Here is a 15,256-nt window from a genome sequence, read left to right as displayed (position 1 = left end):
TGTTTATTATAGGGGTTCATTATTTTGACTAATGAAGATAAACAACTAAGCATGAATTCCACTGTGAACTGGTCCAGCAATATCATGGAGATGCTGCTGATCAACTAACAGAAGAATAAACTAGTTTATCCGCATCTAATTTCTTAGGAAGCAATGACAAATCACTATAAGGGTGGAGTTGAAGGTTATCATGACCACTGAAGATATTTTGCGAACGAATTTAACGGAAGAACAATATGAGGCTGTTGTGGATGAGTCACGGCATATCCTCTGTCTAGCTTGCGCTGGTTCGGGAAAGTCACGTACGCTCGCTTATAAAATTGCATATTTGATTTCTAAAGGCGAAGCCCCCGAAAGTATTGTTGCCTTCACATTCACCGAAAAAGCTGCCGAATCTATAAAGCGCAGAGTTGCCCAGGCATTGCGTAAATTTGGATTGTCCGAGAATTATATCGGCTTAATGTTCATTGGAACGTTGGACTCCTTCTGCCAGAAGTTGCTCGGCGATATCAATGCAAAATATCGCCAATACGATATCCTCGATAGAAATGGATTGATACTCTTCTTGATGTCGCGGTTCCATAGAATCGGGATGAGACACGGAGAAGGACGTTATTTCAAAGAGAACATTATTCCGCTAGCTGACGCTTGGCAAACAATGAACAACGAGAATATTGAATTGGCTGATATTGAACAATACGACGCGACATTGTTCAATCGTCTGACAAAGCTAGGTGAGATACTTGACCACGACGGCTACATGGATTTTTCTTTTGCAATTAAATTGGGTGTACGTGAATTGAGGAAGATAACAACCAAGGCGAATTCAAATATTGCTAAATTCAAACATCTTCTCGTCGATGAGTACCAGGACATCAACCCTATACAAGAAGAATTCATCAAGACGTTTGCGAGCCATCTAGATATGTTACTTGTAGTCGGCGACGATGACCAGTCTATCTATGGCTGGCGTGGTGCGAATGTCCAAAATATTTTGACTTTCGGAAAACGCTATTCTGAGGTATCTGTTCATAGGTTGTTGGTCAATTTCAGAAGTACAGCAGCCATTGTCGACGGTGCTAACAATTTTGTTCAACGCACGATAAGCCTCGTGCGGTTAAGTAAAGAAATTAAGTCATATTCCGATGGCAATATTCAGGACTTACGCAAGCTTTGGTTTGAAGACCGAGAAGATGAGGCCGAATGGGTTGCCCAGCGCATCAAGAGCCTTATCGGCACAACGTATGTGGAAGGGATGAACTCTGACGGCACAGAAAAGTGTCGGGGACTCTCCTACAGCGATTTTGCTATTTTGATAAGGAGCATCCAAAATAGCAATGGCGATAACAGAGACAAGCAATTTGCAGATGCGCTAACACGGCATGGGATTCCATATAAGACAACAGGAGAAGGCGGCATTTTCGACCGTCCTTATGCTGTTTGTGTTCAGCAAGCTATGGAACTGTTACGCGAAGTGGGTCTGCCACGTGAAGGAGCTCTGGACTTTTTTGCTACGACTGTCTTGCCGGTGTTTCCCCATGCTAACGAGAACAAATTTATCACAGTGTTGAATAAGTGGCATCAAAATATTCATGCATCAACTTCTGCCGCCCGTCGCAAGGTCTATCCACAGGAGTTTCTGCACGACTTAATCGATGTTTTTAACGTGCGGAATTTTGAAGATGAAACCGCTCTGCGAGACCTTGGTTTATTCAGCAAAATCATTCTCGACGTCGAAAAGACCTATACCAGCATTGACTCTTCATACAGGTACGCTGAGATGCTCAATTTTATTGACAATATTGCCAAATACAGCTACGAGTTAGAGCCTATTGACTACATAGTAAAAGAAAACTCTGTGGACATATCCACAATACACAAAGTTAAAGGGCTAGAATATCCAGTTGTATTTGTCGTTGACTTGATAGCTAGCCGATTTCCACATAAAAACGCTACATATAGAGGCAAGCTCCCTGAACCCTTGATGCTTGCGGCAATCGAACGTGGGGCATATGGAACGCGACTAGAGGACGAAGCACGCCTCTTTTATACAGCTATTACCCGTGCCGAGCGGGCATTATACCTTTCAGGAAGTTCGCACCACCCTGATTTGAAACGCCCTTGTAAGCGTTCAGCGTTTATCGCGGATTATATCCATCCAAAATTGCGTGAGGACAAGACTCTTGATGACTTAGCAGAGAAAATCGAGCCGCAAGCGCGTTTTGATGAGAACGAATTTCCGACGGATTATTCTTCTGTGAAGAGCTACTTGACCTGCCCATACTCGTACAAACTCGCAACTATTTTTGGTTATAATGCAACTGTTCCTGAACTCTTCGGATTCGGGAAAACCAGCCACACTATCTTGGAACGTCTACATCAGAGATTCAAGGATTCGGCTCCCACGGCAGAAGAAGTCGCTGAAATTGTAGAGTCCACGTTTCTCTTGAAACATGTTTTCCCAAGTAATGATCCAGTGAACCGTCCGGGTTCATATGAACGTGCAAAAGCCCTTACACAAAGAATTATGACGGAGTATTCAAAAAAGTATGCTGCAGACTTTAGTCGATTGCGACAAGACGAAGTGCGGTTTGAAATCTCTGCTAAGGAAGCATTGATAACTGGTGCAATCGACTTGCTTTTGCTTGAAGACCCCAATCGCGGTATTATTACTGCCGATGTTATCGACTTTAAGTCTATGGAAACACCAGAGGACGTTGCTGATTACGACTGGCGGGATATGTCTATTCAGGTGCAGTTGTATTCTCATGCAGCAAAAGAGATAATTGGTGAAAATGTAGAAACAGGCTACATACATACGTTGAAAGACAATCGGAGAACGGCTATACCCGTGGACGAACAGTCTGTGAATAGTGCCATTGGTGTTATTGAATGGGCTGTGAAAGGGATACTTGACAGCGATTTCCCCATGCGCGCTTGCCCGCAAAATTGCGGCAATTGCGACTTCAAAGTAATGTGTGCTCAAAAATTTCAGGCTTTCAAAAATACGGACACCCCTCCGCAAATTAACACGCCGAGCGGACTGAAGACTATCGCCGCATTAGATATGGAAACCGAGGAGTAAGATGTATGAGATATAAGTTCGAAGCAATAGACATATTTTCCGGCTGCGGTGGCGTGTCCTGCGGGCTGACGTTAGCAGGATTCAAAGTCAAAGCTGCTGTTGAAATTGATCGCAGTGCAGTTGAAACTTATCAAAGCTATCCGCCACTCAGCAAGGTCAATGTGTTGCATGATGACATTTGCAAGTTGAGCGGTGAAAGTATATTGAAAGCCGCAGGATTAAAAAAAGAAGACATTTACCTGTTTGCGGGTTGCCCGCCCTGCCAGAACTTCTCAAGAAAAAACCGCGAAAACAAAAACAAATCAATTGCGGAACGTAAGAAGTTATTGTTTGAGTTTCTGAGGGTCATAGAGGAGGTGCTTCCTCCGTTTATTTTAATGGAGAATGTGCCGGGCATAAAGACCGAGAGCAACAAGGTGATTCTTGACGAATTTCTCGAGAGACTAAAGGGACGGTATATTATAAAGGATGAGACTTTAAATGCTGCTGACTACGGTGTTCCTCAGATACGTAAGCGGTATGTTCTTCACGCCGTGCGAAATGATATTCATATCGAATTGCAGGAGAGTGGATTCACTTTTACCCTTCCTAAACCTACTCACGATGTCAAGGCCAAGGATGGACTTCGTCCATGGAAAACTGTACGGGAGGCGATCGGTGATTTGCCAGCAATTAAAGCTGGAGAAAGGTACCTCGACGACGGGAGAATACACAATCATAAGTGTGCGAATCTTGATCCGAAAAACATTAAACGTATGCAGTTAATACGTAAAAATGGCGGTTCACGCTCATGCTTGCCGGACGAATTGGTATTGGATTGTCATAAAAAGAAGGATGCGGACGGCAACATACTTGTGGGGCATAAGGATGTTTATGGTGTAATGGATGCCGATAAACCCTCTCCAACCATGACGGGAGGATGCCTTTGCTACTCGAAAGGCAGGTATGGACACTACGAACAGGATAGAGCTATTTCCATCCGTGAAGCAGCTCGTTTGCAGACGTTTCCGGATGACTTTATATTCTGCGATTCGCTAACGGCAGCGGGTTTACAAATCGGTAACGCCGTACCGATAGACCTCGTAAGAGCTAGTGGAGATGTACTGAAACAGGCAATGAAAACTATTAAGGCAAAAAGGAGCAAAGAGAAAAATGGCAAGCTTTGTTGATATACTGCTGGAAGTCCTAAAGGCTGATGAACGTTATTTTACGGAAGACGGTACGTTGCTGCGCAACAAGGTTTACGAGTCCGCCCTTAATATGGACGTAGGATTGATTGAACTTCTCCTATCCAATGCCGAGACTAGAAAACGTTTCTTTGCAGAGGTAAACGGTATTTTAGTTTTCGATAAGGTTGGTTTCGGTTGGGTGGTCAACAACCGCCAATTTCTGCCTGATAGCTACACACGCTTTAAGAATCGCATCGGTTTGACCGACTCTCACGGTGACCTTATTTCAGCGTCAAACGACGTGGTACTTTCGTTTCCATATAAGGACTGTGTCCTTGAGGGTGGACAGACGAAAGACGATCAGAAACGCGACGAAGTTTTTTATAACGCCACCCTTGCGCCAGACGAGGTGGACAGACTGCTCTACCCGAAGGTGCTGGTCGGGGCGCGGCGATATACTGTAAGCGGCATTGAGGAAGGCGTGGTGTTCAACGACAAAGACAACCTCATTATCAAAGGGAATAACCTCATTGCCATCGCCTCGCTGTTAAAGCAGTATGAAGGCAAGATTAAGTGTATCTACATCGACCCGCCGTACAATCCGACTAGTCAAGCAAATACATTTGCATACAACAACTCGTTTAACCGTTCTACATGGTTGGTATTTATGAAAAACCGTTTAGAAATTGCCAAACGGTTGCTCAAAAAAGACGGTGTTCTTATTGTCGCTATTGATAAAAACGAGCAACCCCGCCTGCAAATTTTGATTGAGGAAACATTTCCTGCTAGTGATGTTGACTGCATTACTGTTGTTCACAATGCTCGTGGGGCTATTGGAACGAATTTTTCATATACACATGAATATGCTATTTTTGTCACGCCTAAAGGCAAAAAATCCATAGGAAATAGAAAGATAGAACAAGAGGAAATTGATTGGCGCCAACTACGTGATAGAGGCGGAGAATCGTTACGGACGGATGCAAGGAATTGCTTTTATCCGATAATAGTTGAAAATGGTGAAGTTGTAGGCTTTGGAGATGTTTGTGCAGACGATGAGCACCCGAAACAGAATGAAAAACATGGAAATCAAATTTATATTTATCCAATAGACAATAATGGCATTGAGCGAAAATGGCGGTATGCAAGGCAAACCGTTGAAAGTATAAAAAATGTTTTACGCATTAAAGAAACTAAAGATGGGCTTGGTATTGAAATTGGAAAAGATTATGGGACATACAAGACAGTTTGGACAGACAGGAAATATGATGCAAGCTTAAATGGGACACAGCTATTAAAAAGTATTTTACCCAATACGAAATTTACCTATCCGAAATCCATTTACAATGTTATTGATTGCGTAAACGCTGTTGTCGAAAATGACAAGGATGCAATTATCCTAGACTTTTTCGGAGGTAGTGGAACAACTGGTCATGCAGTGATGGAGATAAACAAAGATGGCGGGCATAGACGATTTATCTTAGTTGAACAAATGGATTATATCGAAACGGACACTTTACCAAGAAATGTGGCGATTATGAAGTCAATTGCTCCCGAAGTGAGTATCGTCTACTGCGAACTCGCCAAATGCAACCAGAATTATATAGATGAGGTCTTAGTCGCAAAGACCGACATCGACCTAGCTGCCTTGCTTGAGCGAGTCCTTTCCACAGGCTTCATCAGCAGCAAGGTGAATCCCGCTGAGATTGCTGGAGCCGCTGTCGATTTCGAGATGTTGTCCATTGAGGACAAGAAACGCTTCATCTTGGAACTGCTCGACAAAAATATGCTCTACGTGAATCTCTGCGATCTTGACGATGAGGAATACGCTATAAGCGACGTTGACAAGGCTTTCACGCGCAGCTTTTACGGAATGGAGTGTGAGTGATGTTTCTTTTTCAGCAAATTGACTCTATCCGCGACTTTTCACCGATTGCTTATAAGGAATTGCCAGATGTTATCTCTGACAATCTGAATTCAGCATTCGAGCTGCGCCCTTATCAGATTGATGCCTTCCGAAACTTTATCACGTTTTATGAGAGTGACAAATGCCCCAATCCAACGCAAGTGTTGTTCCACATGGCGACTGGAAGTGGCAAGACGCTCATCATGGCGGGGCTGATTGTGTACCTTTACCGGCACGGGTATCGCAATTTCCTCTTTTTTGTAAATCTCGACAATATTGTAAAGAAGACAAAAGACAACTTTTTAAATGCTGCTTCGGCAAAGTATCTGTTTTCTGAGCAAATTGTTATTGGTGGCGAAACTGTCAAAGTCAATGAGGTAAGCAATTTCCAAGGCGCAAATCCGGATGCAATCAACATCTGCTTCACGACTACGCAGGGGCTTCACTCGGATATGTGGTTCCCGAAAGAAAACTCGCCGTCCTTCGATGATTTCACCGACAGTAAAACAGTGCTAATTGCCGATGAAGCACACCATCTCAATGTGGACACACGGCGTGGCAAAGTGGATAAAAATGAGGAAACGTCAACGCAAAGCTGGGAAACGACGGTTCACCGCATTTTCTCCGCCAATCGAGATAACATTCTGCTTGAATTCACTGCAACCTGCGATCTGCAGAATCCATATATTTTGAGGGAATATGAAAACAAAATTATCTTTGACTACCCACTCCGTAAATTCCGTGAGGAGAAATATTCAAAGCAGGTTCGAGCAATCCGAGCCGATATTAGCTATACCGACCGAGCTTTGCAGGCTTTGATGTTCAGCCAATACCGTTTGAAGGTTTTTCAAGACCATCGAATTTATATTAAACCGGTAGTGTTGTTTAAAGCAAAAACAATCGCCGAGAGCAAGGACTTTGAACAGACATTTTACGAAATGATGCGGACGCTGTCTGGTAGCATCTTGGAGCGCATTGTAACTTCGTCACCGCTTGCCGAAGTTAAGCGAATGACAGACTACTTTTTCTCTAAAGACATCGATTTTGTTGAGCTTGCACAGGAATTAAAGGAAGAATTTAGTCCGGATCACTGCATTTCTGTAAATGACGACAAGGAAGCAATCGAGAATCAAATTATCCTTAATTCTCTCGAAAGTCGAGATAACCCGTACAGAGCAATTTTTGAGGTCAAGAAGTTGGACGAGGGTTGGGATGTCCTGAACCTCTTTGATATCGTGCGCCTTTACGAAACCCGCGACGCTTCCAAAGGTAAGCCCGGCTCTGCGACCATCGCTGAGGCACAGCTTATTGGGCGTGGAGCGAGGTATTGCCCGTATGTTATTAATGAGGATGACGAGAAATACAAGCGAAAGTATGACAGTGATATCGACAACCCTCTCCGTGTCTGTGAGGAGTTGTACTACCATTGCCAATATGACAGTCGTTACATTGACGAGTTAAACAAAGCTCTAATTGCCTCGGGTATCATGCCTGAGAGCCAAACGGAAATACATTATTTGCTAAAAGACTCCTTCAAACAGGATGATATTTATAAAACAGGAATCGTATTCCTAAACAGGCGCGAGCTTAAAAGCCGTAGGGACATCGTAGAATTATTGCCGTCTATGCGCGACAAGGAATATACCGTCACCGTAGACACGGGCAAAACGACGATGGATACAATGATGATGAACGCCCACACGAACACAACTGTAAAAACACACACACATAGGACTACAATCGGGAAGATTGCCGAGTATAACTACTCAATAGTCCATAGCGCGATGCGTCGTATAGATGTTTTCAAATTCAACGTTTTGCGAAGCTACTTTCCAAACCTCAAATCGTTGCGGGAGTTTATTATTGACGCTTCCTACCTCGGCGGTGTGAAAATGCTCATTGAGAGTCGTAACGAAACACCAAGTCCGGAAACGCTTTTTTTAGCCTGTATGTCCGTTTTAACGAAAATCGGGGGCGGAATTTCGTCAATCAAGGAAACATATGAGGGCACTACAGACTTCACGGACAAGAAAATCAACGAAGTGTTTCGCAATAAAACGATTCACATTACTGACCCACACGGCGAGGGCGTGGGTATTTCGCAGAATGCACCCTCAATTCGCCCTGAATGGAAAGTCAACCTTCGAGACATGGATTGGTTTATTTTTAATGACAACTTTGGTACGACTGAGGAAAAAGCATTCGTAGCGTATTTCTCTACCTATGTAGAAGAACTGAAGAAAGAATATGAAAAAGTCTATCTTGTACGAAACGAACGACAGCTTGTTTTGTATTCGTTTAACGGGGGCGAGCGCTTTGAACCGGACTACCTAATGTTCCTGTGCAAGCGAAACGCAACCGGCTTTGAGCAGTACCAGATTTTCGTGGAACCGAAAGGCAATCACCTAATCGCTCAGGACAAATGGAAGGAGGACTTTCTATTGCAAATTGAAAACCGGGGAATTCCTAAGAAGACCTTCGCGGATGACAACAAGTATTTCGTTTGGGGCTTCCCATTTTACAACCAGCAGAACAGGATGACCGAATTCTCAAAGGCATTCGAGAGTGTATTGTCAGACAGTACAGGTGCTTGAAATTAGCCGAATCTCCAGCACTATGGCAGGTTGTGAACCGTCTGCCTTGAAACTATACAAAAAAATTTTTCAAAGAGAAATTGAACGATAGTTAATGGTGAAGGATGTAAGTGTTCCAAAATCGACAAAAACCTACGAGGAATAACATTAAAAAAAATTTATAGATAATATAGGACATTAAATAACAGAGCTGAGTCGTCTCAGCTCTATTATTGTTCTCGTTCGTATTCGCCTTCGATCATTTTGAAAAAATCTGAAGGCTTTATCTTTAGACCTTTACAAAGGTCGAAAATCTTCGTTACTGAAGGCTCATTTCTGCCGACCTCAATCATGGAGATATAAGATCGATCCACATCGCATTCCTGCGCTAGATCCTCTTGGCTCATGCCTTGCTTTATTCTGAGTGCCTTTACGGTTTTTCCAATGATTTGCTTAATGATAATGGGGTTATCGTTCAAGGAAATTACTCCTTTTCTGTCCATTATCAATTTGCTATACTAACCACAACAGATAAAGTATTCAACAAAGTGTATTTAAATTACATTTATTGCGAAATGCCTTAACTTATCTTGCCGAGAGAGGAACTACACGTCACCGTTATATGGTCCGTGTACTGAGCGTCGATAATGGTTTATTTCGTTTAATGCGGGTACCGAATTAAAACAGCACTTATTCCGCTTATAATTTTAGTCATAGGGAGGGCCACCATGCTTCACTTACTCCATCAGTATGAGGAGGAAAAGCGAAAGTTAAACGAGGTAGGGCGGCGTTCGTTGGAGCAGGGGATACCATTGTATATGAATGAAGCGGTGCAGGCGCAGAGTCGGAAGGTGGACGAGCTGATCGTTCAATTGCATAAGAGGAAGGCTGGGCGTGAAGAACGACTGCGCAAATAAATTGAAGTTCGGAGAGGAAGATGGGTATGGAGGTTCCGGCATGGTTTCGAAATGCCATGCAGCAGCGGCTCGATGAGGTCGCTGTCCGCAGCGATACAGATCCGGAACTACAACAGGCACGCGTCGAGGAGCAGAAGGCATTCGCGTCTTTGTACGGCGGCATGGATGCGGTACAGTTGGCCAGATATATGGTATGGGAAGATCTCCATTTCTTCAGGAGAGCACTCGAGAATGAGCTTCTGTATATGGAGGGCGTGAAGGATGGTGCTCAGTTGGCTTCGGCGCTGATGGCTGATGTACGTCCGTAGCTGAACATTGATACTTACAGAAGCCACCCATTGGGGGCTTTAGTTGGGGATAATCGTCTTTGCAATAGCATAAATTAAGTATATTGTGTCAATTCGCAGATTCGACACATTGCGACACAATAACTCATATTACGACTCTCTTTGCTATAGTTTAAATTAACCATCATTAGTATTATTGAATTAGAAGTCTCTGTGGGGTGTCTTATGAATAACGAGCTTGGAAAGATATTTACAAATCCAAATGGTAAAACAATCCCTTATGAGTTGGAGCACTTTTTTAATTCGTCCAACTTCCTCATAAGCAAGTATAACTACAACAAACCAAATAGTTACTTCGACTTGATTAATAAGGCTGATGCATTAGGTATGGAGCAATTCACATTGCCACCGAATGATTTCTTTGCAATTATTAAAAAACTGCTTGACTATAATTTTAAGGTGAAAAGCGTCGAGTTTGATCCTCCGTTGAATGAAGAAGATCAGGAGCTGTTTAACAGGAAGTTTGAATTGGTGTCAAATGAATCCATAAATGACAATAACTTGTCCGTAATCAAGGAACAGTTTGATCAATACAACAAAGACTTACACTCCATACCTCGCAAATTATTTTTTCTTAGCTACCAAGGGAATGGCTACACTCTTTATAATAACGGTATTATTGATATCGAAGATGAACATGAAATTAATGAACTTGGCGGTTTGCTCACTTCATTCGTTGATGAGGTGCAAAGTCGTCAATGATTAAGACAATAAAGTTTCTGCTTTCAGTACTTATCACTCCACTTGCCCTCTTCTTTGTTTGGGTTCTCAACTTTCATCCCTATAGTTTATTGGCCAAACACTTCCATTGGACCATACACTCTAAAAATCCCGAAACTGTTGAAGCCGCAATTAACGTGGCTGTAATTGTGGCCTTGCTCAACATATTTGGAAAAATTTGGTCTAAATTTAAAAGGCCTGTAAAAGTCCTGCTAAAAGTTAGCGACCCATTGAATAAAATTGGTAAGAATGAGATAATGTATAATGCAAATACAGGAAGTCTCAAAAAGTTAGTACTTAAGATCGATATTGATTATAAAAACAACTTTTGGAGAATAGTTACGGCTGCCAGAGTATCGCATCTGATAGTGCTCCATTGGAACAACATTTTTAAAGTTGATTGTGAAGTAGATCAAGATTATATGGAGAAAGCCAATCAAAATCTCTTGATAAACATTGGCCCATTAATCGGTAGCTTACAAAATGAAGTTTCCATGACTCATAACTTTTACTTTACTATTAAAAATACTTCAGTCAATCGAGGTGCTTTTGTACCAGAGTTTAGAGTATATAGAGGAAATAACCTTTTGAACTTTTTGTTAATCTGCTTATTAAAGTTAGCGGTAGCGGTTGAAATAGAAAAACTAGATGTGCACTTGGAAAAGGAGAATTAAAGTGTTTCAACTACAAGTGGTCAAGTTTTCTGACGTAAATTCTCTTACAGCATTGCAGAGCTTGCTTGAGAATTCAAGAGTTCTAGATCAAGCAGTTAATCATGATGATTGGCCAGAAGAAGAACTCTTAGAAAAAGGTTGGAGAGAAATACCGAATTTTCAAATGCAAGTAAGTCAGCTTACTGCTGGAACACAAGAAGGAGTAAGCTACTTTATGCACAAGGTTACAATGAACGCAAGAAACAAAGAGATAAGTGGTTCTCAAATGGAGTACTACTTCCCAATAAATTGGATCGAGTTAATGTCACTGCAGTGAACACAATTTTCTTTCAAAAGGGAGAAGGGGTTTACGCTGCACCTTTGATGCCGTCAAGTGCAAAAATCAATGTCTTCTGCGATGATCTATTTCCTGCTGATCAATGGGGAAATGTGGAAGTATATCCTGCAGATTTTAGATTGAGCAGGGATTTATTTTATTGGTTGTTGAACTGTTTTACTAGAGAAGATGGTAGATTAAACGCCAATATCAGGATACGGTCATGGACAGGATTTAACGGTACAACCCAAGATGCTGTCCACCGATTGTCTGGCGACGGAGAGAGAATTGCAGCTCTTCTAGGAACCCTTGCATTCTTGTTTACTGGTGATCCGTTCAAGGCGCTCAGTTTATGCATACAATACAATCAAGAAAGATTACCACTAACAATCGGGGAATCGGGGAATGTGGAGCTAAAGGATTATGAATATGAAGGTGTATTTGCAAATAGGTTTATGGATGAACATCGGAAGGTAATGTTAACTTACCTGGTTTACACAAAAGTTCTTCCCGATCTATTAGCAGCTTATTTACAAGCGCGAGATGAAGGTCGCTGGAATGACGAGAAAAGAGAAGAATTTAGGATATGGATCGGGCATACAATAATCAATAGAGTTCAAGAAGTTGTAATGCAAGACGCGATTTAATGACCACTACGTTGCTTGCCAAGAAAAATTAGAAGTTGACATATTCACATTTTGTCAAATGGTAGAATGAGCTGAAACCCAAGTGCATCAAGGGTCCTCGGCTCTTTCTGTTGTTTTAAAGCCGGGCTGGACATCCTAAGTGGACATATGCTACTGTGCTGCTGGCTTTATGAAAAATGGGGAGTTGAGAGCATGGAATTCGTACAACCGTTACGTCAGAAGCGAAAAGTAGACGGGATGAAGAAAGTTTTGTCGTCAACAAACTCGATTTGCTACTGTTCGTTCACGGCATCAATTGAGGCTTGTGAATAAGCGGTATCTTACATTTAAATGTCAGGCACATCCTAGAATAGAACGGTAATCCGAGAGAGTACTTTGAGAAGGCAAAACAAACAAGTTCAGTACGGTGTAGCGGGAATACAATAAGTTAAAGCCTTTGTAAATTCACAGGAAATGAGTTAAGATTATCCTGTAATTCAACGCGAAGCACGCGTATTCAGATGAGGCCCAGTCCTCTCTATTTACGCGTGCTTTTTGACGTTCAATCAAAGGAGGATTCATTAATGTTAAAACGGTATATACCCCTCACAACGAACGAGAAACTCGAATCATGCATTCAAAACGAAAAAATGGTTGAAATCTGGATTCAAGGCGACTTGGAAGCATCAACGCATATTATTAGCTACGACGAATTGTCAATTGAAGTGATTGGCGGGAGGTACTTAAGGTCTTGTGTGGAGTTGAGGGTGAAGGAGAACTTTTTGAGGATTCTGTAGATTGAAATGAAAGAGGGCCGCTTTTGGCTCTTCGAACAAGATTATGTCAATAATGATGCACGGAAAGGCCTCAAGCTCCCGCCTACGAATTCAATTGAGCCTCTCCGCCCCCTTGAATTATACTGAAGGTAGCCCTTCGGGGAGATCGTTAAGGGAGGCCGCGATGAACGAGACCGCATTTGACGAACCTTTATTTGCAAGCTTGAAGCCGGGCTTAACCTCGTTCTGTTACCGGATGCTGGGCTCCATGGACGATGCGGACGATGCCGTTCAGGAGACGAGTATTCGGGTCTGGCAGAGCTGGAGTACGTTCAGACAGGACGCCTCGTTCAAAACTTGGGTCTACCGCATTGCGTCCAACCTGTGCTTGGACAAGCTGAGACAATCCAAGCGCCGCGCGCTTCCCGTCGATCTGTTCGACCCGGCCGCCGCTATCGTCGAGCCGCGCGACACGCAGCCGGCCGCCGCCTGGATCTGGCCGTCTCCCGATTTTGGAGGCAATCCGGAGGATCGGCTCGTCCGCAGAGACACGCTTCAACTGTGCTTCATCGCTCTCCTGCAGACCTTGCCTCCGCGTCAACGCGCGGTACTCATTTTGAAGGATGTATTCGAATGGTCGTCCAAGCAAATCGCGGAGACGTTGGCGATGTCGCCCGCAGCGGTGAACAGCGCCTTGCAGCGAGCCCGAGAGACGATGGACCGGGCGCAGCTTCGTTCCGATCAGCTCAGCAGCATGGACGTTCAGCCGGAGCCGCAGCTGCTGTCCCGGTATGTGGAAGCCTTCGAGCAATTCGATATTACTGCGCTCGTCGCGTTGTTCCACGAGGAAGGCTGCATGTCGATGCCGCCCTTTGAGATGTGGATCCGCGGCAAGGACGATTTGTCTGCCTTCTATTCGCTTACGCGCTGGCATTGCGAGGGTTCGCGATTTGTGCCCGTTACGGTGAATGGCGGTTATCCGGCGCTGGCCCAGTATATGCCGGGCAAAGAGGACTCAGGCCTGGTGCCTTGGGGCATCCACGTCATCGAAACCAAAGAAAATCAAATTCTGCACGTTCAAAACTTTATCAATACGAAATTATTTTCGAGATTTGGGCTGCCTGAGCGAATCGACCGATGAATTTGGTCATCGGCCTACGTCTATATCATTGAGAACAACCAAACGACGAATATCATGAGAGAGGTGTCCATTTAAATGGAAACGAATCAACCGACGAAAGTAACCGTGCAAGCCGTCATTCAAGCTCCTATCGAGAAGGTATGGCGCTATTGGACCGAGCCGGTTCATATCACGAAGTGGAATCAAGCGTCCGAGGACTGGCATGCGCCAAGGGCCGAAAACGATCTGCGGGTCGGCGGCAAGTTTTCGACACGGATGGAAGCGAAGGATGGCAGCATGGGCTTTGATTTTGCCGGCGAGTATGACGTCGTGAATCACCATGAGGCGATCGGCTATGCCCTCGGAGACGAGAGAAGAGTGGATATCGCATTCGTCGATCAAGGGAACGAGACGAAGGTCATTGAAACGTTCGACGCGGACAGCAGCCACCCCGTCGAGTTCCAGCAAGCAGGCTGGCAAGCGATTATGGATAATTTCAAAGCCTATACCGAACAAAACTAAGCATCGCGAAGAAGACGCCGGGGAAGGTGCCCGGCGTCTTTCATTTTGCTTCCAAATACGAGCCGTGCTCTCCGTTATCCTTGACCTTGGGCCGTATCCGCGTTCATGTAGTTGATGGCCCACAGATGGCCGTCCAAATCCACGAAACCCCAATGATACATAAACCCATGATCCTCAGGTTCGGCGTGCAATTTCCCGCCCAAGGAGACCGCGGTATTCACGATTTCATCAACCTTTTCCCGGCTCTCGAAGGCGAGTGCGATCGTCAGTTGCGCATACTTGCTCGTATCTACGATTTCCCGCTCCGTGAGCGTGGTAAAGAATGCCTGGTTGATCAACATGACCTGCAGGTTGTCGCCGATGAAGATGGCTACCGCATTCTCATTCTCGGGGAATTGCGGGTTGATCTCGAATCCGAGTCCGGTGAAGAAAGCCTTCGATTGTGCTACGTTTTTAACATGCAGGTTCAAGCTCGTGAATGTGGACGTTAATGCCATTTTCAAAACAC

General features: G+C 43.9%; 13 protein-coding genes. 11 read left to right on the top strand and 2 right to left on the bottom strand.

Going from position 1 to position 15,256, the window contains the following annotated elements:
* The first annotated feature begins 190 nt into the window (after positions 1-190).
* Genes BM235_RS01485 through BM235_RS01470 form a run of 4 tightly spaced genes read left to right on the top strand, consistent with a single transcriptional unit; the run spans position 191 to position 8,751 of the window.
* Entirely contained in the window at positions 191-3,085 is a 2,895-nt protein-coding gene (locus tag BM235_RS01485) for an ATP-dependent DNA helicase (protein WP_090108764.1), read from the top strand.
* 5 nt (positions 3,086-3,090) lie between these two features.
* Positions 3,091-4,254, top strand: a complete 1,164-nt coding sequence (locus BM235_RS01480; RefSeq protein ID WP_090108763.1) for a DNA cytosine methyltransferase — start codon at positions 3,091-3,093, stop codon at positions 4,252-4,254.
* Positions 4,238-6,139, top strand: coding sequence for a DNA methyltransferase (locus BM235_RS01475; RefSeq protein WP_090108762.1), 1,902 nt, complete (start codon positions 4,238-4,240; stop codon positions 6,137-6,139). Before BM235_RS01480 ends, BM235_RS01475 begins: the two co-directional genes overlap by 17 nt.
* The gene (locus tag BM235_RS01470) at positions 6,139-8,751 is read left to right on the top strand and encodes a DEAD/DEAH box helicase family protein (RefSeq protein WP_090108761.1); all 2,613 of its coding nucleotides are present in this window, start codon (positions 6,139-6,141) and stop codon (positions 8,749-8,751) included. Before BM235_RS01475 ends, BM235_RS01470 begins: the two co-directional genes overlap by 1 nt.
* Positions 8,752-8,960: 209 nt before the next feature.
* Here BM235_RS01470 and BM235_RS01465 read toward each other — a convergent pair whose 3' ends face one another.
* Positions 8,961-9,209 carry a helix-turn-helix domain-containing protein gene (locus BM235_RS01465; RefSeq protein WP_158543650.1) on the bottom strand — a complete coding sequence of 83 codons (249 nt, stop codon included), beginning with the start codon at positions 9,207-9,209 and terminating at the stop codon, positions 8,961-8,963.
* A gap of 464 nt (positions 9,210-9,673) precedes the next feature.
* Between BM235_RS01465 and BM235_RS01455 the strand changes: the two genes are divergently transcribed.
* The 7 genes from BM235_RS01455 to BM235_RS01425 all read left to right on the top strand — a co-directional run bounded on the left by BM235_RS01455 (position 9,674) and on the right by BM235_RS01425 (position 14,748).
* Entirely contained in the window at positions 9,674-9,955 is a 282-nt protein-coding gene (locus tag BM235_RS01455) for a hypothetical protein (RefSeq protein WP_090108758.1), read from the top strand.
* Between the two features lie 204 nt (positions 9,956-10,159).
* The gene (locus BM235_RS01450) at positions 10,160-10,696 is read left to right on the top strand and encodes a hypothetical protein (protein ID WP_090108757.1); all 537 of its coding nucleotides are present in this window, start codon (positions 10,160-10,162) and stop codon (positions 10,694-10,696) included.
* Positions 10,693-11,388, top strand: a complete 696-nt coding sequence (locus BM235_RS01445) for a hypothetical protein (RefSeq protein ID WP_090108756.1) — start codon at positions 10,693-10,695, stop codon at positions 11,386-11,388. The genes BM235_RS01450 and BM235_RS01445 overlap by 4 nt, the downstream gene beginning before the upstream one ends.
* A 1-nt stretch (position 11,389) precedes the next feature.
* Entirely contained in the window at positions 11,390-11,704 is a 315-nt protein-coding gene (locus tag BM235_RS01440) for a hypothetical protein (RefSeq protein ID WP_090108755.1), read from the top strand.
* Positions 11,701-12,351, top strand: coding sequence for a hypothetical protein (locus tag BM235_RS31550; RefSeq protein WP_143106611.1), 651 nt, complete (start codon positions 11,701-11,703; stop codon positions 12,349-12,351). Before BM235_RS01440 ends, BM235_RS31550 begins: the two co-directional genes overlap by 4 nt.
* An 819-nt stretch (positions 12,352-13,170) precedes the next feature.
* Positions 13,171-14,247 carry a sigma-70 family RNA polymerase sigma factor gene (locus BM235_RS01430; RefSeq protein ID WP_369803448.1) on the top strand — a complete coding sequence of 359 codons (1,077 nt, stop codon included), beginning with the start codon at positions 13,171-13,173 and terminating at the stop codon, positions 14,245-14,247.
* Positions 14,248-14,322: 75 nt separating this feature from the next.
* A complete protein-coding gene (locus BM235_RS01425) occupies positions 14,323-14,748 on the top strand; it encodes an SRPBCC family protein (RefSeq protein WP_090108752.1) in 426 nt (141 codons plus the stop codon).
* 74 nt (positions 14,749-14,822) lie between these two features.
* Here the strand turns inward: BM235_RS01425 and BM235_RS01420 are convergent, their stop codons facing one another.
* A complete protein-coding gene (locus BM235_RS01420; protein ID WP_090108751.1) occupies positions 14,823-15,245 on the bottom strand; it encodes a VOC family protein in 423 nt (140 codons plus the stop codon).
* Positions 15,246-15,256: the final 11 nt, after the last annotated feature.

Source organism: Cohnella sp. OV330 (assembly GCF_900112065.1).
Lineage (GTDB): Bacteria > Bacillota > Bacilli > Paenibacillales > Paenibacillaceae > Cohnella.
The sequence above is the reverse complement of the archived record's forward strand: the minus strand, read 5'-3'. Positions and strand labels throughout refer to the sequence as shown.